A 22,741-nucleotide genomic window follows, 5' to 3' on the forward strand; every position below is an offset into this window, starting at 1 on the left:
GCGTTGGCCGATCCGGCCGGGTCCCGAGGACCCCCGTGCCGTGCCCCCCCCCGAGGGTGCCCTGCGCCGTGCCCCGCGGTGCGGCGGGCGAGGCGTGTGGCCATGCGTAGGGCCATGCGTAGGGCGACGTGTGTGGCGACGCATATGGCGGCGGTGCGGGACCCGTGGTTCCGGATCGTCACCCGCCGTTGCGCGCCGCGTCGTGACCGTCTCCCGGCTCCTCGTCCCGGTCGAGGCAGCGCAGCGCGAACCACAGCTCCATCCGGATGTCGGCGTCGGCCAGGTCGGTGTCGAGGAGGGTGGCGATCCGGGCGATGCGCTGGCGGACGGTGTTGCGGTGGATGCCCAGTGCGCTTGCGGTGCGGTCCCAACTGCCGTGCAGGGAAATCCAGTGGTGGAGCGTGTCGAGGAGCGAGGGGGCGTCGGCCAGCGGGGCGAGCAGGGCCTCGGCGTGCCGCCGGGCGTCGTCGGGGGCGATCAGCGAGGTGACGCTGTGCGGGCCGGGGCTGCGGTGGCGTACGAGGGGGGCGCGCTGGGCGAGGGCGCGGCGCAGGGCGGTGGCGGCGTGCCGGTCGGCGGCCGGCAGTTCCTCGACGGGGACGGGCGCGCTGACGCCGAGCGTCCAGCCGGGGTGCGCGGTGATCTCGCGGCCCTCGGGGACCAGGGCCCGTAGCGCGGCGGGGCCCGTCGCCTCCGCGCCCTGCGGCACTTGCGCGCCCTGTGGACCTTCCGTGCCCTGCGCGTCTTCCGTGCCCTGCGGGCCTTCCGCGCTCTGCCCGCCTTCCGCCCCCGGTACGTCCGGCGCCGCGAGGGAGGTGCCCAGCGCCGCGGCCAGCGCGGCCGCCGGCTCCGTCGCCTCGCGGCGGCGCCGGGCGTGGACGACGGTCCACCGGGGGTGGTCGAGGAGCGGGGCGACCTCGGCCGGGCGGGCGCCGAGGAGCAGGTGGACCAGGGCCGCAGAGTGCCCGGCCGCGACCGGGCCGGCGCCGGCGGCGGGACCGGTGATCAGGGACAGGAGGACGGCGGCGACGCCGGCGATGGCGTGCGCGGGCGGGTCGTGCGGATCCGCGGCGACCACCAGCGCGAGCGGACTGGGGGCTCTGTCCGAGCTGAGCCGGGAGCTCGGGGAACGGCCCGGGGCGCGGCCGGTCAGCGCGTACGCGGACAGGTGGGTGCCGGGCAGGGTGTCGGTGGCCGAGGACGGGCCGGCGGCGGAGCCCGTGCGGGCCCCGGATCCGCCGCCCGCGCCCGCCCCCTCTCCGCCGACGACCTGTGCGAGCCGGTCCGCCGCGGCCCGTACGGCGGCGGTGGGGGCGGGTCCGGCGGTGCCGTGCGCGGTGCCGTCCGGCGCCAGCAGCGCGGTCCAGCCGTGGACATGGCGGGCCAGCGCGCGCAGCACGGCGGGCGCCGGGTCCGGCCGGGCGGCGGCCGCGGCGAGCGCGCGCTGGGCCTCGCTGAGCCGGGTCAGTTCGCGGTGCCTGGCCTCCGTAACGGCCTGCCATACGGCGCTCTCCACGGCGGTGAACGGCGTGTCCACCGGAACCTCGACGAGCGGCAGTCCGTGCCGGTCGCAGGCCGCCACCAGGGCGTCCGGGACCGCATCGTGCACCGGCGCGATCCCGAAGCCGAGCGCGGCGGCGCCGGCCGCCACCGTACGGGCCGCATAGCCGTCGAGGTATGCCTCGAGCGCGGCGGCGGAGTCCTCGCCCGCGCCCCCGGCCACCTCGGCCAGATGCACCCCCGCCGTCAGCAGCATCTCGCCGCCCAGGAGATACGGCACCGGGTCGGCCATCTCGGAGGTGTGCACCCAGTGGATCGCGACGCCCTCGCGGGGGCCGGCGATCTGGCGCAGCCCCAGATCCGTGCGGGCGAGGAGATCCGCCAGGGGGACCGGAGGGGTGGACGGCGGGGGTATCGGGTGCGGCATGTGCGAACCATCCACATCGGAGGGCGCTGAGAGTCGGAAACGTACACTTCAGCGTTGCCGTTCCGCCTCCTAGGGTCAACCCTCAAGACGGGGCGCTCGGCGGCTCCCCCCCCCCGCTCGCCGAGCGCCCGTCACCCCACGCCACACCCCCTCACTCCCCTCACCCCTCTCCCCCTCGGCGCAGCTGGAAGGGATGGCCCATGGCTGTCGACTATGCGGTGATCGTGCTCTATTTGGCCGGAATGCTCGCCATGGGGTGGTGGGGAATGCGGCGCGCCACGTCCAAGAGCGACTTCCTGGTCGCCGGGCGCCGCCTCGGCCCCGCGATGTACTCCGGAACCATGGCGGCGATCGTGCTCGGCGGCGCCTCCACCATCGGCGGCGTCGGGCTCGGCTACCAGTACGGGCTCTCCGGTGCGTGGATGGTCTTCACCATCGGCCTCGGACTGCTGGCGCTGAGCGTCTTCTTCTCGGCGCGGATCGCGCGGCTGAAGGTCTACACCGTCTCGGAGATGCTGGATCTGCGCTACGGCGGCTCCGCCGGCCTGATCTCCGGCGTGGTCATGTGGGCGTACACGCTGATGCTGGCGGTGACCTCGACCCTCGCCTACGCGACCATCTTCGACGTCCTCTTCGGCCTCGACCGCACCCTGTCGATCCTCCTCGGCGGCGCGATCGTGGTGGCGTACTCGACGCTCGGCGGGATGTGGTCGATCACCCTCACCGACATGGTCCAGTTCGTCGTCAAGACGATCGGCGTGCTGCTGCTCCTGCTGCCCATCGCCGTCATCAAGGCGGGCGGCTTCGCCGAGATGAAGGCGCAGCTGCCGGACGACTACTTCGCGCCGCTGGGCATCGGCGGCCAGACCGTCTTCACCTATGTGCTGATCTATTCCTTCGGCATGCTGATCGGGCAGGACATCTGGCAGCGGGTGTTCACCGCGCGCAACGACAAGGTGGCGCGCCTGGGCGGCACCGCGGCCGGTACGTACTGCCTGGTGTACGCGCTGGCCGGCGCGGTCATCGGCACCGCGGCCAAGGTCCTCTACCCCCATCTGGGCAGCCCGGACGACGCGTTCGCGACGATCGTCAAGGACGCCCTGCCGGTGGGCGTGCGCGGGCTGGTGCTGGCGGCGGCGCTGTCCGCGGTGATGTCCACCTCGTCGGGCGCGCTGATCGCCTGCGCCACGGTCGCCAACAACGACATCTGGGCGCGCCTGCGCCCCGCGAGCCGGCGGACCGGGCATGACGAGGTGGCGGGGAACCGGGCGTTCATCCTGCTGATGGGCGTCCTGGTCATGGCCATCGCGATCTCCCTCAACGATGTCGTCTCGGCGCTCACCGTCGCCTACAACCTGCTGGTCGGCGGGCTGCTGGTGCCGATCCTCGGCGGGCTGCTGTGGAAGCGCGGCACGGGGGCGGGCGCGCTCGCCTCGGTCGCGGCGGGCGGCGTGACCGTGGTCGCCCTGATGTTCTCGCTCGGCGTCCTCGCCAACGAGCCCATCTACTACGGCCTGATCGCCTCGCTGCTCGCCTACGTGGTCGTCAGCCTGCTCACCAAGCCCACGGACGCGGCGGTGCTGGAGGCCTGGCGCGCCCGGCTGGCCGGGCGGTCGGACCCCACGCCGCACCTGACCGGCGTCTGAGCCGCCAGGACCGCGCCGCGCCCGAGCGGCGCTCGAGAACGGGCGGCCGCCAGGCCGCGCACACGCACAACGGGACGGAGAGTCACCCACCGATGAGCACCACCCCCGACCCGGCGCAGACGCGGCGCAGCGGCGGCGACCTGGTCGTCGAAACCCTGGCCGCCCTCGGCGCCCGCACCGTCTTCGGGCTCCCCGGCCAGCACGCGCTGGGGATCTTCGACGCGCTGCGCCGCTCCCCGCTGCGCTATGTGGGGCTGCGGGTGGAGAACAACGCGGGGTTCGCCGCCGACGCGTACGCCCGCACCACGCACGGTGTCGCGCCGCTGCTGGTCTCCACCGGCCCCGGCGCGCTGATGACGCTTGCCGCGCTCCAGGAGGCGGCCGCCGCCTCGGCCGCCGTACTGGCCATCGGCAGCCAGGTCCCGCTGGCCGGGATCGGCGGCGGCCGGCACGGCTATCTGCATGAACTCACCGACCAGAGCGCCGCGTTCCGGGGCGTGGTCAAGTCCGTCCACACCGCCCGTACGGCCTCGCAGATCCCCTCCGCGGTGGCCGCGGCCTGGGAGTCCGCGCTGAGCGCCCCGCACGGGCCCGTGTGGCTGGAGATCCCGCAGGACGTGCTGCTGGCCCCCGTGGAGGTGCCGCCGGTGACCGGACCGGAGGTACGGCCCCGGCAGCTGCCGCCGCGCCCGGAGCTGATCGCGGCGGCCGCGGAGGCGCTGACCGGGGCCGAGCGGCCGGTGATCCTGGCCGGCGGCGGCGTCGTGCGCGCCGGGGCCGAGGCGGAGCTGCTGGCGCTCGCCGAACACCTCCGGGCGCCGGTCGCCACCACCTTCGGCGGCAAGGGCGCCTTCCCCTGGGAGCATCCGCTCTCCCTCCGGTCCTGGCTGGAGGACCGGCACACCACCGACTTCCTGGAGGACGCCGACACCCTCCTGGTCGTCGGCTCCGGGCTCGGCGAACTCTCCTCGAACTACCACACCTTCCGGCCACGCGGCCGGGTCGTACAGATCGAGGCGGACCTCGGCAAGCTGGAGGCCAACCATGCCGCGCTGGGCATCCACGCGGACGCCCGGCTCGCGCTGGGCGCGCTGGAGGCGGCGGTGACGGCGCGGCCGCCCCGCAGGACGCCCGGGGGCACCGCGCCCGAAACCGCCGTCGCCGGCCTCCTGGCCAGGGTCCGGGACCGTCTCGACGGCCAGGACCTCGGCCTGGAGCAGCGGATCCTCGCCTCCGTGCGGGAGGCGCTCCCCGACGACGCGGTGAGCTGCTGGGACATGACGATCCTGGCCTACTGGGCCTGGTCCGCCTTCGACCCCCGGCGGACCAACGCGCTGCACTCCGCCCAGGGCGCCGGCGGCCTGGGCTACGGCTTCCCGGCGGCGCTGGGCGTTGCGGTCGCCGACCCCGACCGGCCGGTGCTCGCCGTCTCCGGAGACGGCGGCGCCATGTACTCGCTCGCCGAACTGGCCACCGCCCGGCAGTACGACCTGCCGGTCACCTGGCTCATCGTGGACGACGGCGGTTACGGCATCCTGCGCGAGTACATGACCGACGCCTTCGGCGAGGCCACCGCCACGGAGCTGGCGCGGCCGGATTTCGTCGCCCTCGCGCAGTCCTTCGGGGTGCCGGCGGTGTCTACGAGCCCCGAGCGGCTGGGGACGGACCTGGCGGCGGCACTGGCCTCGCCCGGCCCCTCCGTGGTCGTCCTCCCGGCCCGGCTGCGGATGTTCGCGCCGACCCATACGGGCACGCCGGCCCATACGGGCAGCTAGAAGGGGGCGGCGCCTGGTGTGGCGCCGCCCCCCTTGCGGGCTCCCGCGTCCCGTACGGGTCTCCCCGGCGGGATGCGGGATGTCCCGGGTACGGCTACAGGCTGAGCTCCGGGTGCAGGTCCTTCATCCGTACGACCTGCCGGCCGCGCGCCGTCAGCGCCGTGAGTGCCAGCGCGCCGATGGTGAAGGCGGCAAGCACCGCCGAGCCCTGCCAGACGACGCCGAGGTCACCGCCGGTGATCAGCCGGCGCAGACCGTCCACGACGTAACTCATCGGCAGGAACGGGTGGATGGCGGCGAAGAACCCGGGGCTGGTCTGCACCGGGTAGGTGCCGCCGGCCGAGGTCAGCTGGAGCATCAGCACGACCAGGGTCAATACCCGGCCCGCCGGGCCGAACTGGGCGCCGAAGAACTGGATGATCGCGGTGAACGCGGCCGTCGCCAGCAGCAGGAAGCCGATGGTGGCGGCCGAGCGTGCCATCTCCAGCCCGAGACCCCAGTGGAGCACGGCCATCAGGGCCAGCACCTGCACGACGCCGATGGCGAAGGCGGGCAGCCAGGACCCGAGCGCGATCCGCCAGCCGGGTGCACCGGCCGCCAGCGCGCGCTTGCCCAGCGGCTGGAGCAGCATGAACGCGACCATCGCGCCGACCCAGAGGGACAGCGGGATGAAGTACGGCGCCAGGCCGGTGCCGTAATTGGGCGCCTTGTGCATCGACTTGGCGGCCAGCTCCACCGGGTCGGCCATCACCTCGGTGCGGGCGTCGCGGTCCTTCTTGTCGTAGTCCGGGATCTTGGCGACCCCGCTGTGCAGCCCGTCCGCCAGCTGGTTCGAGCCGTCCTTGAGCTTGAACAGCCCGCCGGTGAGCTTCTCGGCGCCGTCCTTGGCGTCGCCGAGCCCGCTGTGGACCTTCCCGGCGCCGTCGGCGACCTTGCCGGCGCCGTCCGACAGCTTGCCGGCGCCGTCGGCCAGGTCACCGCTGCCGTCGGCGAGCGCGACGATGCCGTCCGCAAACAGGCCTGCGCCCTTGGAGACCTTGTGAGCACCGGCGTTGAGCTGGTTGATCTGGCCGATCGCGGTGTCCGCGCGGCCGGCGATGCCCGGTGCCTGGTCGGCGACCATCACGGCGCCCCGGTGCAGCTCCCGCAGCTTGGTGCGCAGCTGCCCGAAGTCCGTGCGGGCGATGGTGTCGTGGACCTTCTCCGCCGCATCGGCGACCACTGCGGTGCCGGCCGCGATGCCCTTCAGCTCGGGGCAGTCGGGGTCGGTGCTGAGGGCGCCGCAGCGCTCCCGGTACAGCTTCGCGGCGTTGTCGGCGTTCTGCCGTGCCTGGGTGGCGGCCCGGGCGGAGTCGTCCGGCAGTTTGCTCAGGTCCTGGTCGAGATCCTCGGTGAGGTCGGCGACGATGCGCGCCTTGCGGCCGATTTCCGCGCCGTGCTCCCTGAGGAAGGGCAGGTCCGCCTTGGCGATGCCCTGGACCTTCTCGGCCAGCTGCTGGGTGCCGTCCGCGACCTGGCTCGCGCCCTGGCTGAGCTGCCGGGCCTTCCCGACGGCCTGCGAGGCGCCGTGGTTGAGCTTGTTCGCGCCGTCGCTCAGGTCACCGGCGCCCTTGCTGACATCGCCCGCGCCCTCGCTGACCTTGCCGGAGCCCTGGTCCAGCTTGCCCAGCCCGTCGGCCAGTTCACCGGTCTTGTCCTTGGCGGTGCCGAGGCCCTTGTCGACCTTCCCGGCGCCGTCCGCCGCCTTGGCCGTCTCGTCGTGCAGATCGGAGAACGACACGAAGATCTTGTCGAGGAAGGCCCGCGACGACTTCGCCGAGGTCTTGGCCCGTATCTCGGAGAACACCGTCTTCGAGATGGAGCCGACGATGTAGTTGTTCGCGTCGTTCGTCCGGACCTGGAGGGCGCCGGTCTGCGGGGAGTCGCCGGAGCTGGAGGCGATCCGCTCGCTGAAGTTCTTCGGGACGGTCAGCGACAGGTAGTACGTGCCGTTCTCGACGCCCTTGGCGGCGTCCGCGGCGCTGACCTCCTCCCAGTCGAAGGTGTCGCTGTCCTTGACGTTCTTCGCCAGATCGGCGCCCGCGGTGATCTTCTTGCCGTCGGTGGTGGCCCCCTGGTCGTCATTGACGAGCGCCACCGGGATCTTGTCGAGGCGGCTGTAGGGGTCCCAGAAGGAGCACAGGTACAGGGCTCCGTACAGCAGGGGGATCAGCATCAGGGCGACGAGGCCCAGCCGGGGGAGCTTTCCCCGGCCGAAACGCCTGAGCTCAAGCGCGGCCAGTTTCGGCGAACGCATGCGGTGCTTCCTCCTTGTCCTGGTTACCGGAGTTCTGGGGCCGGTCGGTGGCGGCGTCGGTGGCCGGCTCGGTGCGGGCGGTCTGCTCGGCGTGGGCGGTGCGCTCGGTGTCCTTGGGTGCCGTACGGACGATCAGCGCGTCCGCGGGCGCGTCGCTGCCCGCGGCGACGACGGTGAGGCCCGCCCGCGCGAGATTCCGCAGCATCTCCCAGGCCAGGGCGCGTTCGGGCGGGGACAGCTTCAGATCGACATCGTCGACGGCCAGCAGGTGCGGGTCGTGCATCACGGCGAGCGCGATGGACAGCCGCAGCGCCTCGAGCCGCTCCAGATCGCGGACCGTCGTCCGCAGGCCCTTGGGCAGGGTGTCGGCGTCGAGCCCGGCCGCCGCCAGCGCGGCGTCGATCCGGGCCCGGGTGGCCTCCTTGCCGCGGCGTCCCCAGGGCAGCGAGTTCTTCAGGCGGCGGCCCAACAGGGCCTGTTCCCGAAGGTGTTCGCCGACCGTGAGGGCCGGTTCGAGATCGGCGACGCCCGGTACGTGCGCGATCGCCGTACGGCCGCGCACCGCCCCCATCCGCTTGGGCAGCGGAAAACCGGCGACCGTCGCCTGTCCCTCGGTGATCCGCATCCGCCCGCTGAGCGCGAGCAGCAGACACGTACGGCCGGATCCCGAGGGGCCCAGGACGGCGATCAGCGCGCCCGGGTCCGCGGAGATGTCGACACCTCTGAATGCCCACCCCCGTGGGCCCTCCACTCCGATTCCCCTGGCGTTGACCGCCGCCCCCTGACGGGTGGTGTCCACAACCCCTCCTTTGTTCTGACTGGTCAGTCTAAAAGTGTGCCGTAAGTGTGGCCCTATTGACCAATCGGAGCGCTTTGGCGCGCGCGATCCCGTGCGCCCGATGGCGTGACCCCAACGGGGGTCAGGTTTTAGGGTGCTCTGACGTTCGCGAGGTCCACGGCGGCCCGCGTACCGACGGCCATGTCGCGGTGATTGCCGGGGTGATGTCGCGGTTCGCGTCGCGTGGCGTCGTGTCGCGGCCGTGCCGCGGGCACCCGGCCCGGCCTCGCGGCGTCCGAAGCGGTGTCCAGGGCGTTTGTGCCGGAACATAGGTATGGGCGGCCGCGTGCGTACGACGGAGAACCATGGATCACTCCCCACATCCCGTGAAGGCGTCATCGCAGGCACCGGTGCGGCGACGGCGGCCCCGGGCCGCGGCCCGACGGACGCGCAACCTGGTCGCTCCGCTGCTCGCCGGAGCGCTGGTCGCCGTATTCGCTCCCGCCTCGGCGCCCGCAACGCCATCGGCATCGGCATCGGCATCGGCGTCTGCGTCTGCCGGGGCCCCGGCGCCGTCCGGCGCCTGCACGGACACCGGCTGGACGGCCACCGCCACCCGGATCGACCCCCAGGACACCCACCACGCCTTCGTCGGCAACGGCTACCTGGGACAGCGGGTACCGCCCAACGGCACCGGATACGCGGCCCCCGGCGGCGCAACGGGCTGGCCGCTCAAGACCCCCGCCTACGACGGATCTTTTGTCTCAGGCCTGTATGCGAAAGGGCCGAAAAGCGTCGCCGGACGCCAGGCCATCGCCGCGCTCCCCACCTGGACCACGCTCGATGTGACCACCGGCGGCCCCCACCACGAGACCTTCTCGGCCGCCACCGCACCCGGCCGGATCTCCCACTACCGCCAGACGCTCTCCCTGCGCTGCGGCTTTCTGCGCACCTCGCTGACCTGGACGGCCGCCGACGGCCGCTCCACCGACCTGGTCTACGACGTCCTCACCGACCGCAACGACCCCCACGCCGGTGCCGTACGGCTGAAGATGACACCCCACTGGACCGGCTCCGCCACCGTCACCGACATCCTCGACGGCCGGGGCGCCCGCCGGATGACCCAGACCCGCGGCGCCACCACCGCCGACGGCACCATGGACGTCGCCTTCCGCACCGACGGCACCAAGACCGACGGCGCGATCGCCTCCACGTTGCGCCCCGGCCCCGGCATCCACGCCGCCGGAACCCGGCAGACATCCCCGCCGACCGGGCTGAGCAACCGCCAAGGCCTCACCTTCCCCGTGCGCAGCGGCCACCCGTACGAACTGACCAAGTACGTCGGCGTGGACACCGCGCTCACCGCCCGCTCCCCGCGCGCCGCCGCGCGCGTCGCCTCCCGCCACGCCGCGGACCGCGGCTGGGACGCCCTGTTCGCGCGGCACACCGCGGCCTGGCGGCGGCTGTGGCGCACCGACATCGAGGTGAAAGGGCACCGCCAGCTGCAGTCCTGGGTCCGCGCCGCGCAGTACGGACTCCTCTCCAGCACCCGCGCCGGCAACCGCAACAGCATCGGCCCCACCGGCCTGACCAGCGACAACTACGCCGGCGAGGTCTTCTGGGACGCCGAGACCTGGATGTACCCCGGCCTCCTCGCCGGCCACCCCCAGCTCGCCAGGTCGATCGTCGACTACCGCTACCGGACCATGGCCGGCGCCCGCGCCAACGCCCGGAAGCTCGGCTACGACGGCCTCTTCTATTCCTGGACCAGCGGCAGCAAGGGCGACCTCTGGAACGAGTGCCACAGCTGGGACCCGCCGCACTGCAAGACCCAGAACCACCTCATGGGCGATATCTCCCTCGCCGCCTGGCAGTACTACCTGGCCACCAAGGACACCGCCTGGCTGCGCTCGCGCGGCTGGCCGGTCCTCAAGGGCATCGCCGCGTTCTGGGCATCCCGGGCCACCCGCAACGCCGACGGCAGCTACTCCATCAAGAACGTCGCCGGACCCGACGAGTACAGCAACGGCGTCACCGACGGCGTCTTCACCAACGCCGGCGCCGCCAGCGCGCTGCGCCACGCCACCCGTGCCGCCGCCCTCCTCGGCGAACACGCCCCGGCCCGCTGGAAGACCATCGCCGACCGGCTGCGCATCCCCTACGACGCCCGGAACAAGGTCTTCCAGCAGTACGCCGGCTACCGCGGCACCACCATCAAACAGGCCGACACCGTCCTTCTGATGTATCCGCTGCACTGGCCCATGTCGCAGCAACAGGCCGCCGGCACCCTCGACTACTACGCCGCGCACACCGACCCGGACGGCCCGGCCATGACGGACTCGGTGCACGCCATCGACGCCGCCGGCATCGGCGAGGCCGGCTGCTCGACCTACACCTACCTGCTGCGCGCCATCAAGCCGTTCGTCCGCGGCCCGTTCGCGCAGTTCTCCGAGGCGCGCGGCAACAAGGCGGGCGCCGACGACCCGCACGCCGGCCGGCCCGCGCAGGACTTCCTCACCGGCAAGGGCGGCTTCCTGCAGACCTTCACCCACGGACTGACGGGCCTGCGGATGGCCGAGGACCGGGTGCACCTGGACCCGATGCTGCCGCCCCAGCTGTCCGACGGCGTCACCCTGCACGGCCTGCGCTGGCAGGGACGGACGTACGAGATCGCGATCGGCGCCCACCACACCACCGTGCGGCTGACCTCCGGAGCGCCGATGCGGATCGCCACCCCCGAGGGCGAGAAGGTGGTGAGCCGGGGCCTGCCCGCGGTCCTCAAGACCCGCCGCCCCGACCTGGCCGCGACCTCCAACGCCGCCCGCTGCGCACCCGCCAGGGCGACCTCCGAGGAGCCCGGCCTGTACGCGGCCGCGGCCGTCGACGGCAACGGCGCCACCGCCTGGACCCCGAGCACCTCCACCGCGACTCTCACCGTCGACCTCGGCCGGACCACCACCATCGGCCAGATCACCCCGCACTGGACCGCAACCCGCCCGAAGTCCTACGTCGCACAGGTCTCCCGGGACGGCAGGCACTGGACGGGAACGGGCTACGGAGGACGGACCCCGGCCCGCTACGTCCGGATCGTGCTGCACGCCGCGAAATCCGGATCGGGCAACGCGAACGCCTCGCCTCACCCGGGCATCGCGGAGCTGACCGTCCACACGGCCCCCGCGGGCGACCCGTAGGCCACTGCCCATATGCCAGCACCCGTAGACCACCCCCGTGGGCCACCACCTGTGGGCGGGAGCCGGGCTGACCCGTCGGAGAGTCCTAGCCCACCGACGGCTCGGCGTACGAGCGGAAGGTGTAGACCGCGGTCGCGGATATCGCGCTCCTCCCGGAGGGCGCCGGCAGGCCGAGCCGCCTGTCGACCGCCTTGCCGAGCGGACCGCAGCCGTGGGTACGCGGAGCGGCGAACGCGTTGTCGTGGATCGAGAACTTCAGGATCGGCGGCTCCTTGGAGACCCACTCCGTGCTGCCGTCCTGCACGAACCGGAGTGCCGCCGGGTCGGAGTCCGCGCCTATCGTGCAGTGCTCGCCGAGCAGGGGGTGCAGCAGGCGGAATTTCATGTCGAGTGCGCCTCGGTGCACACCGTCCGGGTAGAAGTCGGAGAACCCGGCGTACTGCGGCTGGATGCGCAGCCCTCCGTCCACCCGCGTCGCCGCGGAGCGTATCCCGCCGAAAACCTGGCCCCGGCTGCCGTCCGGCATCGGGCCTTCGGCATTGGTGGCGGTCATGGGGGCGAGGTCCGGGACGTGCAACGCGCCGACCGTGAGGCTGCCCTTCATGACGAAGACCTCACATCGCCACTTCGCGGCGTCGACGCCGGGCGGCAGCACCGGGCAGTCACGGAAGTCGAAGGGTTCGGGGGATTCGGAGGATTCGGGGGATCCAGAGGCGTCTGAGAAGTTGGCGGAGTCGGATGGGGCGGACGCGCGCGGGGCGGGCGGCGCTGCGGCCGCGGCGGGCGTGGCCGTCGTCCCGGCGATCAGGGCCATGGCGGCGGCGCCGCCTGCGAGTGCCGCCGCGAGTCGGCGACGAATCCGTTGCTTCATGTCACTCAGCGTGACCGACGTGCGATGGCCGGACCATCGGGGATGACCCGCATCCGACCCTGGGTCTCCCCTGACACCGGATCAGGGATATCCCCCATTCCCGGCCCGGATTGTTGCAGCGGGATGAAATCGGCTGCTCGCGCTGTTGGTGACTGTTGGAACAGGTCGAGGTGCGGGAGGCATCGGGTGGCGGGGACGGATGAGGGACGACAGGGCTGGGCGCGGCGGCTGACGCGCGACTGCTGGCAGTACAAAAAGGATGTGCTGCTCGCGCTGGGCGCCTCTCTCGCCGGTATGGCCGTGATGGCGCTGGTCCCGCTCGTACCGAAGCTGATCATCGACGATGTGATCGTCAAGCAGGACCGGTCCATCGGGCCCTGGGCCACCCTGCTCATCGTCGCCGCGGTCGTCGTCTACGTCCTCACCTATATCCGCCGCTTCTACGGCGGCCGCCTCGCGCTCGACGCCCAGCACGATCTGCGGACCAGGATGTTCGCCGCCATCGCACGGCTCGACGGCCGACGGCAGGACGAGCTGAGCACCGGGCAGGTCGTCGGCCGTGCCACCAGCGACCTCCAGCTGATCCAGGGCCTGCTCTTCATGATCCCGATGATGATCGGGAACGTCCTGCTGTTCCTGATCTCCCTCGTCGTGATGACGATCCTTTCGCCGCTGCTCACCGTCGTCGCGCTGGCCGTCGCCCCCGCCCTCTGGTACATCGCCAAGCGCAGCCGCGCCCGTCTCTTTCCCGCCACCTGGTACGCCCAGGGCCAGGCGGCCGCGGTGGCCGGCGTGGTGGACGGCGCGGTCACCGGCGTCCGTGTGGTGAAGGGCTTCGGGCAGGAGGAACAGGAGACCGGAAAGCTGCGCGAGGCCAGCCGCCGGCTGTTCGCCGGACGGCTGCGGACGGTCCGCCTCAACGCGCGCTACACCCCCGCCCTGCAGGCCGTACCGGCGCTCGGCCAGGTCGCGATGCTGGCCCTGGGCGGCTGGATGGCCACACAGGGGCAGGTCACCCTGGGCACCTTCGTCGCCTTCTCCACCTACCTCGCCCAGCTCGTCGGACCGGTCCGGATGCTCGCGATGATGCTGACCATCGGCCAGCAGGCACGCGCCGGCGTGGAGCGGGTCTACGAGCTGATCGACACCGAGCCCTCGATCAAGGAGCGGGCGGGCGCATACGAGCTGCCCGCCGACGCCCCGGCAACCGTCGAATTCGACGCGGTGACGTTCGGTTATGCACCGGCGCAGGCAGGGCAGGCAGGGCAGGCAGAGAACGCCGACCACGCCGACAACGCCCACAACGCCGACAACGCCGACGGCACAGCGACCCCCACCACCCCGGACGCCGCGAGCGCCCCCGCCGCCTCCCGTCCCGTCCTCGATGGCTTCTCGCTGCGCATCGAAGCCGGTGAGACCGTCGCCGTCGTCGGCACCTCCGGCAGCGGCAAGTCCACCGTTTCGCTGCTGCTGCCCCGCTTCTACGACGTTTCCGCGGGCCGGGTCCTGGTCGGCGGCCATGACGTGCGCGATCTGACCATGGAATCGCTGCGGGCCGCCATCGGCCTCGTTCCCGAGAGCAGCTTCCTGTTCTCCGATTCCGTACGCGACAACATCGCCTACGGCCACCCGGACGCCACCGACGAGCAGGTGCGCGCCGCCGCCCGCGCCGCGCAGGCCGAAGGCTTCATCTCCGAGCTGCCCGAGGGGTACGACACCAAGGTCGGCGAGCAGGGGCTGACGCTCTCCGGCGGCCAGCGGCAGCGCGTCGCCCTGGCCCGCGCCATCCTCACCGACCCCCGGCTCCTGGTCCTGGACGATGCCACCTCGGCGGTCGACGCCCGCGTGGAGCACGAGATCCACGAGGCGCTGCGCGGCGTCATGGAAGGCCGTACGACCCTGCTCATCGCGCACCGCGCCTCCACCCTGGCGCTCGCCGACCGGGTCGCCGTTCTCGACGGCGGGCGGCTGGTCGACATCGGCACCCAGGAGGAGCTGGAGCTCCGCTGTCCGCTCTACCGCAGGCTGCTGACCGACCCGGATGAGCTGGGCGGCATCGAGGCCGATCCGGCGGGCGAGCTGGCCGGCGCCTTCAACGGCGAGTACGCGGCCACCGGCCTGCTGAAATTCGAAGCGGACGCGCTGGGCGTGGACGAGCTGGAGGCCGACGAGGTCGCAGCGGACCCGGCCGAGCGCGCCGCGGCCGAGCGCGCGCCCGCCCGGACCGTGCCGGACGGCGCCATCACCCCCGAGCTGTGGGTCCGCCGCGGGCAGGCCACCGAGGCGCCCGCGGCCGGAGTTGCCCCCGCGGCGCCCCCGGCGGGCGGGCCCAGCTTCGGGGCCGCGCTGGCCGGTATGCCCGCCACACCCGAGCTGCTCGCCAAGGTCGAGGCGCTGCCGCCGGCCGGCGACGAACCGGACATCGACGAGGACCTGGCCGTACGCCCCGAGCGCTCCTACGGCCTGCGCAGGCTGCTGCGCGGCTTCGGCGGGCCGCTGCTCATCGCTCTCGCGCTGGTCGCGGTGGACGCCCTCGCGGGTCTGCTCGTCCCGATCCTCATCCGGCAGGGCATCGACGAGGGCGTCCGCCGTGGTGCGCTGGTCGGCGTCTGGACGGCCGCGGCGTTCGCCCTGATCGTCGTGCTCGCCCAGTGGGCGGCCCAGATCGGCTCCAACCGCATGACCGGACGCACCGGCGAGCGGGTCCTCTACTCGCTCCGCCTCAAGATCTTCGCCCAGCTCCAGCGCCTCGGCCTCGACTACTACGAGCGCGAGCTGAGCGGCAAGATCATGACCCGGATGACCACGGACGTGGACGCCCTGTCCACCTTCCTCCAGACCGGCCTGGTCACCGCCGTGGTGTCGCTGCTCACCTTCTTCGGGATACTCGTCGCCCTGCTCGCCATCGACGTCCAGCTGGCCCTGGTCGTCTTCGCCACCCTCCCGCCGCTGATCATCGGCACGTACTTCTTCCGCAAGCAGAGCGTCAAGGCCTACGAGCTCGCCCGCGAGCGGATCAGCGTCGTCAACGGCGACCTCCAGGAGAGCGTCGCCGGACTGCGGATCGTCCAGGCGTTCCGGCGCGAGGGGCGCGGCGCCGCGCGGTTCGCCGCCCGTAGCACCGCTTACCGCCAGGCCCGAATACGCGGGCAGTTCCTGATATCCATCTACTTCCCGTTCGTCCAGCTGCTGTCGTCCGTCGCCGCGGCCCTGGTGCTGATCGTGGGCGCCGACCGGGTGGGCTCCCACACCCTCACCGCCGGTGCGCTGGTCGCCTACCTGCTCTACATCGACCTGTTCTTCGCCCCGGTGCAGCAGCTCTCCCAGGTCTTCGACGGCTACCAGCAGGCCTCCGTCTCCCTCGGCCGCATTCAGGAACTGCTGCGCGAGCCGACCACCACCCCGGCCGCCGAGCGGCCGCGCGAGGTGCCGGAACTGCGCGGCGACATCACCTTCGACGCCGTGCACTTCCACTACGGCACGCACGAGGAGCAGGCCGAGCAGGCGCTGGCCGGCATAGACCTGGCCATTCCCGCAGGTCAGACCGTGGCTTTCGTCGGCGAGACGGGCGCGGGTAAATCCACCCTCGTCAAACTGGTCGCGCGGTTCTACGACCCGTCCTCGGGCGCCGTCCGTGTCGACGGCACGGATCTGCGCGACCTGGACCTGACCGACTACCGCCGCCGGCTCGGCGTCGTCCCCCAGGAGTCCTACCTCTTCGCCGGTACGGTCCGCGACGCCATCGCCTACGGCCGCCCGGACGCCACCGACGCCGAGGTGGAGGCCGCCGCCCGCGCCGTCGGCGCGCACGCCATGATCGCCACCCTCGACGGCGGCTACCTTCACGAGGTCGCCGAGCGCGGCCGCAACCTCTCCGCGGGACAGCGCCAGCTGCTCGCCCTGGCCCGCGCCGAACTCGTCGACCCCGACGTGCTGTTGCTGGACGAGGCCACCGCCGCCCTGGACCTCGCCACGGAGGCCGTCGTCAACCAGGCCACCGACCGCCTCGTCGGCCGCCGTACGACCCTCGTCGTCGCCCACCGTCTGACCACCGCGGCCCGCGCCGACCGCGTCGTGGTGATGGACCAGGGCCGGGTCGCCGAGGACGGCACGCACGCCCAACTCCTCGACCGCGACGGCCGGTACGCCGAGCTGTGGCGCGCCTTCACCGGCGAGGCGGGGGCGCCCGCGTCGAAGACCGGGGAAGAATCGGTCGCCGTCTGACCGCGTCCCGCCACCGGCCTCCCAGGAGCGGACAAAGGGGGCTGGTGGCGGCCCCGTTGCGCCGATAGGTTCAGCCCGACCTTTGCTATCCCAAGGGGAGGGTGTATGCGCAAGACCTTCAGATGGCTGCTGTCGCTCGTCGTGCTCATAGGCACGGCAGGAGTCGGCGGCGCCTCGGCAGGAGCGGCCACCGCCGCCGAGCCGAAGAGCGCAACTGTCAGCGAAGACAAGGACATCAAGGACCGGATCCTGGCGATTCCGGGGATGAGCCTTATCGAGGAGAAGCCGGTCGACGGCTATCGCTATTTCGTCCTGAATTACACCCAGTGGACCGACCACCGGGACCACTCCAAGGGGACGTTCCAGCAGCGGCTGACCCTGCTGCACAAGTCCGTGGACCGCCCGACGGTTTTCTTCACGTCCGGCTACAACGTCAGCACCACGCCGTCCCGTAGCGAGCCCACCAAAATCATCGACGGCAATCAGATATCCCTGGAATACCGCTACTTCACGCCGTCGCGGCCGCAGCCAACGGACTGGAAGAAGCTGAACATCCGGCAGGCGGCGACCGATCAGCACCGCATATTCACCGCGCTGCACCGCATATACAGCAAAAACTGGATAGCCACCGGCGGCAGCAAGGGCGGCATGACCGCTACGTACTACCGCCGCTTCTTCCCGCACGACATGAACGGCACCGTTGCCTATGTCGCGCCGAATGACGTCAAGAACGACGAGGACTCGGCGTACGACCGGTTCTTCGAGACCGTCGGATCCGCGCAGTGCCGCGCGGACCTCGCCGCCATCGAGCGCGAGGCGCTGGTACGGCGGAAGGAGATGGTCAAGCGGTTCCAGGCGTGGGCCGATAAGGAGAAGCAGACCTTCAAGACCGTCGGCAACGCCGACCGGTCCTATGAAGTCATGGTCACGGATCTGGTGTTCGGATTCTGGCAGTACCAGCCGGCCGAGACCGCCTGCGCCAAGGTGCCCAAGCCGACCGTCTCCACGGACGAGCTGTGGAAGTGGATGGACGAGGTCGGCGGCTTCGGCAGCTACACCGACCAGGGCATGGAGCCGTACCTCCCGTACTACTACCAGGCGGGCACCCAGATGGGAGAGCCCGGCTACGGCTACCCGCAGCTGGAGGATCTGCTGAAGTACCCGGGGATCAACAATTCCCGGACGTTCGTGCCGAAGGACATTCCGATGCGGTTCGACGCCCGTGCGATGCCCGATGTCGACCGCTGGGTGCGTCATCACGCGACGCGGATGATGTTCGTCAACGGCCAGTACGACCCGTGGAGTTCGGAGCACTTCCGGCTCGGCAAGGGCGCCCGGGATTCTTACGTGTTCACGGTGCCCGGCGGCAATCACGGCTCGAACATCGCCAAGCTGAAGGACGCCGACCGGACGAAGGCCACCGCCGAACTCCTCGACTGGGCGGGCGTCCGGGCCCCGGGCGGAACGCCCACCGCACAGGCTCCGTACGACAAGAAGCTGGACCGGCAGGAAATCCGCCGGATGCCGATGCTCCAGCCGTAACCGCGTGACCGCGTGACCGCGTAACCGCGAAGCCGCGTACGTGAGTAGGCGCGCAATCGGTACGAATCAGCAGTACCGGTCAGCGGTACCGGTCAGCAGTACCGATCAGCGGTCTGGATCAGCAGTACGGAAATGGCGCGCTCCCGCCGGGGGCGCGCCATTTCCGTATCGCCATTACCCGCTATCCGCGGTCCATCAGTACGTCAGCCCATGCCCTATGGGATACAGCACCGTGCCCGGGACATCCGCCCGCATCACCGGAACCGGAAGCTTCCCCGTCGGCTTCTGCCGGCCGGCGATGGCCCGCGCCGCGGCCCGTAGCTCCACATCCGTCCAGGAATAGCTCGCCAGCGCCGCCTTGATGCCGTCCAGCTGCGCGATGTCGTACGGATTGCGGACCGCCAGCTGCACCACCGGCTTCCCGGTTTCCAGCAGCGCGGTGATCAGCTGCCGCTGGGGCGAGTCCGCGGTGACGTTGTAGGTGGCCACCACGGCCGCGTCCCGGTCGCGGAGCGCCGCCACCGCCTGGTCGATCAGCGTCTGCGTCGGCGTCAGCCCGGTGGAGAGCGCGGTGGCCGTGAAACCGAGTGCGCCGAGGGTGTCGGCCAGGACCGTCGTCGGCGGCCCTCCGGTGCCCGAGGGCGGGGCCGCATCCACGCCCACCACCAGCACCTTGTTCTCGCGGAGCCGGGACAGCGGAAGCACGCCGCCCTCGTTGCGCAGCAGGGTGGTGGTGCGGTTCGCGATACGGTCCGCGGTTTCGAGGTGACGGCGTATCCCGACGACGCGGTCCACCGCCTCGTGCGTGGTGAACGGGTTGGTGAACAGCCCGCGCCGGTCCTTCAGCAGCAGGATGCGCAGCAGCTTGGCGTCGATATCGGGCCAGGACAGCTCGCCCTCCTGCAACGCCTTGAGGACGGCGCCGTGCGCCACGGAGAGGTCCGGCGGGTTGAGGAGCTGGTCGACGCCCGCCTTGAGGGCCAGGACCGGCGCGCGGGCGTCGCCGTATTTCACCCGTACGCCCTCCATGCCGAGTGAGTCCGTCACCACCACGCCGTTGTAGCCGAGGCGTTCGCGCAGGATGCCGGTGAGGATCGGGCGGGAGAGCGTGGCCGGGTCCTCGCTGGCGTCGAAGGCGGGGACGACGATGTGCGCCGTCATGATCGAATCGATGCCGGCGGCGATCGCGGCCTTGAACGGCGGCGCGTCCAGCCGCTCCCATTCCTCGGCGGTGTGGTGGATGTACGGCAGCCCGATATGGCTGTCGGTGTCCGTGTCGCCGTGCCCGGGAAAATGCTTGGCGCAGGCCGCGATCCCGGCGCCCTGATATCCCTTCACCTCCGCGGCGACCATCCGCGCCACGGCCTGCGGGTCGGCGCCGAAGGAACGCACCCCGATGACCGGGTTGGCGGCATTGACATTGACGTCCGCGTCCGGCGCGTAGTCCTGCCGGATGCCCATCGCGTACAGCTCCTCGCCCGCGATCCGCGCCGCCGTACGGGCATCGTCGCGGGACCCGGCCGCGCCCAGTGCCATCGCCCCGGGGAAGAGCGTGGCGGGCGCGCCGACCCGGGCCACTATGCCGTGTTCCTGGTCCGTGGAGATCAGCAGCGGTACGGGCAGCGGCTGCGCGGCGCCGGCCTTCTGAATGCCGTTGGAGAGGTCGGCGATCTGGTGCGGCTCGCGGGTGTTGTGCGCCCAGCCGAAGTAGATGATGCCGCCGACGTGGTACTTGGCGATCAGCTCGGCGGCGTTGGCGACCCCGATTTCCTTCTGGTTGAGGGCGACGTCGGCCGGGTCGGGGTCGGTCGCGGAGTGCCCGTAGACGCGCATCACGAAGAGCTGGCCGACCTTTTCCTCCGGCGTCATGTGGGAGATGAGCCGGCGCATCCGGGCCTCGGTGGCCGGAGCAGGGGCGCCGTTGGCGGGAGAGACCGGCTGGCGCCCGATTCTGGCCCCGGCGGCCTGGGCGGGGGCGGCACCGGTGGCGCAGGCGGCGGCCGCGGCGGCCGCGGCGGTGGTCAGGACGGTACGTCTGGAGTGCATGTGCGCTCCTTCCGGAGGGCTTCCTCGGCGAAGTGAAGGAAACTTCCAAGGAGACACGGATAGCCGGAAAACTATTGCCGGTCAATGACTGGGAACGTGGTGGCGCCCAGGGTTTGCGGGGCGGCGGGGGATGTGTGAGGGGTGGCTGCGGGACGGCCGGGCGGGTGAACGGGGGGCGGGGTCGTGCGGCGGGGCGGCGATCCGGGTCAGTGGGCCGGGGCGGCGTCGAGGAGGCCCTGGAGGTGGGCGCGGCCCGGGGCCAGGAGGGCGGGCAGCTCGGCCGCCCGGGGGTACCAGCGCTTTTCGTACTCCCAGCAGAGCCAGCCGCCGTGGCCGAGGCCGGCGCCGTTCCCGAGCGCGGCCAGGACCTCCGCGAGCGGCAGCCGGCCGGCGCCGAGCGGCAGGGGAGTGGTGTCCTCGGCCGAGGCTACGTCCTTGACCTGGACGTAGCCCAGATGCGGGGCGAGCGCGGCACAGGAGTCGGCGGGCCGCTCGCCGCCGAGCCAGCTGTGCAGTATGTCCCACAGCGCGCCGGTCCCGGGATGCCCCACGCGGTCCAGGATGCGGGCGGCGGCCGCGCCCGTACGGTGCGAGTCATGGGTCTCCAGCAGGACGCGGACGCCCCGGGCGGCGGCGAGCGGCGCCACCGCGGCCAGCCGGCGTGCGGCGTCCGCCTCCGCCGCGGCGGCCGGACGGTCGCCGCCACCGGGGAAGACCCGGACGTACGGCGCTCCCAGGTCGGCGGCGAGCAGCACCAGTTCGGTCAGCTCCTGGGCCAGCTCCCCCTCGCCCGCTCCGTCCCGGTCGGCGGCGACCTTCGGATAGCCGGCGACGGCCAGGATCGCGACGCCGGCGTCGGCGAACTGCCGCCGCACCGCGGCCCGTTCCCGCATCCCGAGGAGCGGGTGCACCGGCTCCTCGGGATGCGCGCGCAGCTCCACGCCCTGATAGCCGGCTTCGTCGGCCAGCCGCAGCACCTCGGCCACCGGCATTCCCGGCACCCCGAGCGTCGAGAACGCGAACCGCACCGCGGTGCTCGTATCACCCATCGCGCCTGTCCGCCGTCCCTTGTGTCGTCCCATCGGCCGGCGTCTTGCCGCACGGCGCCGGTGGAACGCAGGCGGGCCGCACGGCCTTGCCCGCCCCACCGGTCCCGTGTATCAGAACGTCAGACGCCAGTCCTGGCCTATCAGGTCCTGCCCGAAACTGTGGTGTTCCGACTCGCCGACCAGCTCGAAGCCGACCCGCTGATAGATGCTCCGGGCCGCGTCGAGCACGGAGTTGGTCCACAGCACCATGTCGTCGTACCCGGCATCACGGGCGAACGCCACACAGGTGTCGACGAGCCGGCGGCCCACGCCGTGCCCCCGCGCGCCGGGCTCGACCAGCAGCAGCCGCAGCCGCGCCGTCCCGGGGTGCGCGTCCCGTACACACATCACGGCGCCCACCCTCCCCCTAGGGGCTCCGACAGGCTCCGCGCCAGGGGGGACCCCCATGCCTCCCAGCTCCGCTATCCAGGTGCGGTCCCATCGCGGGTCGAAGCCCTCGGCGTACTCCGCGACGATCCGGGCCACCAGGGCCTCGTAGCTCAGGTCGAAGCCGTACTCGGCGGCGTAGAGAGCGGCGTTGCGCTCCACCATCCAGCCGAGGTCGCCCGGCCCGGCGGTGCGCAGTGTGACCTCGGGAGCCGGGTCGCACGCCGCCGTGCCCTCCCCCAACACCTCGCGGATCGTCCGCATGGAGGCCACCAGGCGCGCCCGGTCCGTCTCCGGGAGCCCCCGCAGCAGCGACGCCGCGGCGTCCTGGGAACGCTCCTCCAGCAGCCCGGCCGCCTCCTGGCCGTCCTCGGTCAGGGTGATCCGCTGGCGCCGCGGATCCCGCTCCGACCTGCCGCGGGTGATCAGCTCACGGTCCTCGAACTTGCCGAGCAGCCGGCTCAGATACCCCGCGTCCAGCGACAGCGACACGCGGAGATCGGCGGCATCCACCCGCTCCTGATGCGCGAGCTCGTAGAGCACCCGGGCCTCGGTGAGGGTGTACGGGGTGTAGAGATGCCGGCCGTAGTCCAGCGCGCCGACGAGATTGGTGTAGAAGCGGTTGAATCCGCGCAGCTCGCGGACGGCCGGATCGCCCGGCGCCGCCTGTGATGTCTGTGTGGCCGTGCCCTCGGACGCGCTCTGCGCCGCCGTCGTCGTCCCGGTCCTGATCGTGCTCCTGGCCGTCATCGGCAACCCCCACTCACCCTTGACTGAGTCAAGGATACGCGCGGACACGGATCCGCGCCATCAATTTCGCGTGCCGCCCCGCTTGTCCCGCCCACCCCGCCCGCTGGCCGCATCCCGCGGCTTCCCGCCCCCTGTTGGTGCGCCGCCACGCGGGCTAGCGTCCCTCGCGGTAGAAAGCGCTTGCCAGGTCATCGCGGACGCTCCAGCACCCAGCACCCAG

12 protein-coding genes are annotated in these 22,741 nt (G+C 72.1%); 5 read left to right on the plus strand and 7 right to left on the minus strand.

Going from position 1 to position 22,741, the window contains the following annotated elements:
• Positions 1–178: 178 nt before the first annotated feature.
• On the minus strand, positions 179–1,927 hold the full coding sequence (locus ACIRPT_RS07300) for a PucR family transcriptional regulator (RefSeq protein ID WP_403823618.1): 1,749 nt from the start codon (positions 1,925–1,927) through the stop codon (positions 179–181).
• Between the two features lie 200 nt (positions 1,928–2,127).
• Here ACIRPT_RS07300 and ACIRPT_RS07305 point away from each other — a divergent pair, with 200 nt between their 5' ends.
• Together ACIRPT_RS07305 and ACIRPT_RS07310 are read left to right on the plus strand one after the other, a co-directional pair.
• A complete protein-coding gene (locus ACIRPT_RS07305) occupies positions 2,128–3,573 on the plus strand; it encodes a sodium:solute symporter (protein WP_403823621.1) in 1,446 nt (481 codons plus the stop codon).
• A 92-nt stretch (positions 3,574–3,665) separates the two neighbouring features.
• The gene (locus ACIRPT_RS07310) at positions 3,666–5,348 is read left to right on the plus strand and encodes a thiamine pyrophosphate-binding protein (RefSeq protein WP_403823623.1); all 1,683 of its coding nucleotides are present in this window, start codon (positions 3,666–3,668) and stop codon (positions 5,346–5,348) included.
• Positions 5,349–5,442: 94 nt separating this feature from the next.
• On the opposite strand, the gene ACIRPT_RS07315 is transcribed toward ACIRPT_RS07310, so the two are convergent.
• Together ACIRPT_RS07315 and ACIRPT_RS07320 are read right to left on the minus strand one after the other, a co-directional pair.
• Positions 5,443–7,644, minus strand: coding sequence for a YhgE/Pip family protein (locus tag ACIRPT_RS07315; RefSeq protein WP_403823625.1), 2,202 nt, complete (start codon positions 7,642–7,644; stop codon positions 5,443–5,445).
• The gene (locus ACIRPT_RS07320) at positions 7,616–8,443 is read right to left on the minus strand and encodes an ATP-binding cassette domain-containing protein (RefSeq protein ID WP_403823628.1); all 828 of its coding nucleotides are present in this window, start codon (positions 8,441–8,443) and stop codon (positions 7,616–7,618) included. Before ACIRPT_RS07320 ends, ACIRPT_RS07315 begins: the two co-directional genes overlap by 29 nt.
• Positions 8,444–8,787: 344 nt before the next feature.
• On the opposite strand from ACIRPT_RS07320, the gene ACIRPT_RS07325 reads away from it, so the two are divergent.
• Complete coding sequence (locus tag ACIRPT_RS07325; protein ID WP_403823631.1) at positions 8,788–11,613, plus strand: discoidin domain-containing protein; 2,826 nt, start codon at positions 8,788–8,790, stop codon at positions 11,611–11,613.
• Positions 11,614–11,698: 85 nt separating this feature from the next.
• Here ACIRPT_RS07325 and ACIRPT_RS07330 read toward each other — a convergent pair whose 3' ends face one another.
• Positions 11,699–12,484, minus strand: a complete 786-nt coding sequence (locus ACIRPT_RS07330; protein WP_403823634.1) for a hypothetical protein — start codon at positions 12,482–12,484, stop codon at positions 11,699–11,701.
• 186 nt (positions 12,485–12,670) lie between these two features.
• Here ACIRPT_RS07330 and ACIRPT_RS07335 point away from each other — a divergent pair, with 186 nt between their 5' ends.
• Complete coding sequence (locus ACIRPT_RS07335) at positions 12,671–16,708, plus strand: ABC transporter ATP-binding protein (RefSeq protein ID WP_403823636.1); 4,038 nt, start codon at positions 12,671–12,673, stop codon at positions 16,706–16,708.
• 105 nt (positions 16,709–16,813) lie between these two features.
• The gene (locus tag ACIRPT_RS07340; RefSeq protein WP_403823638.1) at positions 16,814–18,250 is read left to right on the plus strand and encodes a S28 family serine protease; all 1,437 of its coding nucleotides are present in this window, start codon (positions 16,814–16,816) and stop codon (positions 18,248–18,250) included.
• A 195-nt stretch (positions 18,251–18,445) separates the two neighbouring features.
• Here the strand turns inward: ACIRPT_RS07340 and ACIRPT_RS07345 are convergent, their stop codons facing one another.
• From ACIRPT_RS07345 to ACIRPT_RS07355, 3 genes are all read right to left on the minus strand, one after another.
• The gene (locus tag ACIRPT_RS07345) at positions 18,446–20,296 is read right to left on the minus strand and encodes a glycoside hydrolase family 3 protein (protein ID WP_403823639.1); all 1,851 of its coding nucleotides are present in this window, start codon (positions 20,294–20,296) and stop codon (positions 18,446–18,448) included.
• Positions 20,297–20,502: 206 nt separating this feature from the next.
• Entirely contained in the window at positions 20,503–21,345 is an 843-nt protein-coding gene (locus tag ACIRPT_RS07350; RefSeq protein WP_403823641.1) for a sugar phosphate isomerase/epimerase family protein, read from the minus strand.
• Positions 21,346–21,456: 111 nt separating this feature from the next.
• Positions 21,457–22,521 (minus strand): GNAT family N-acetyltransferase, encoded by a 1,065-nt coding sequence (locus ACIRPT_RS07355; protein ID WP_403823644.1) that lies wholly within the window; start codon positions 22,519–22,521, stop codon positions 21,457–21,459.
• Positions 22,522–22,741: the final 220 nt, after the last annotated feature.

The organism is Streptomyces sp. NPDC101227, assembly GCF_044767545.1.
Taxonomy (GTDB): domain Bacteria; phylum Actinomycetota; class Actinomycetes; order Streptomycetales; family Streptomycetaceae; genus Streptomyces.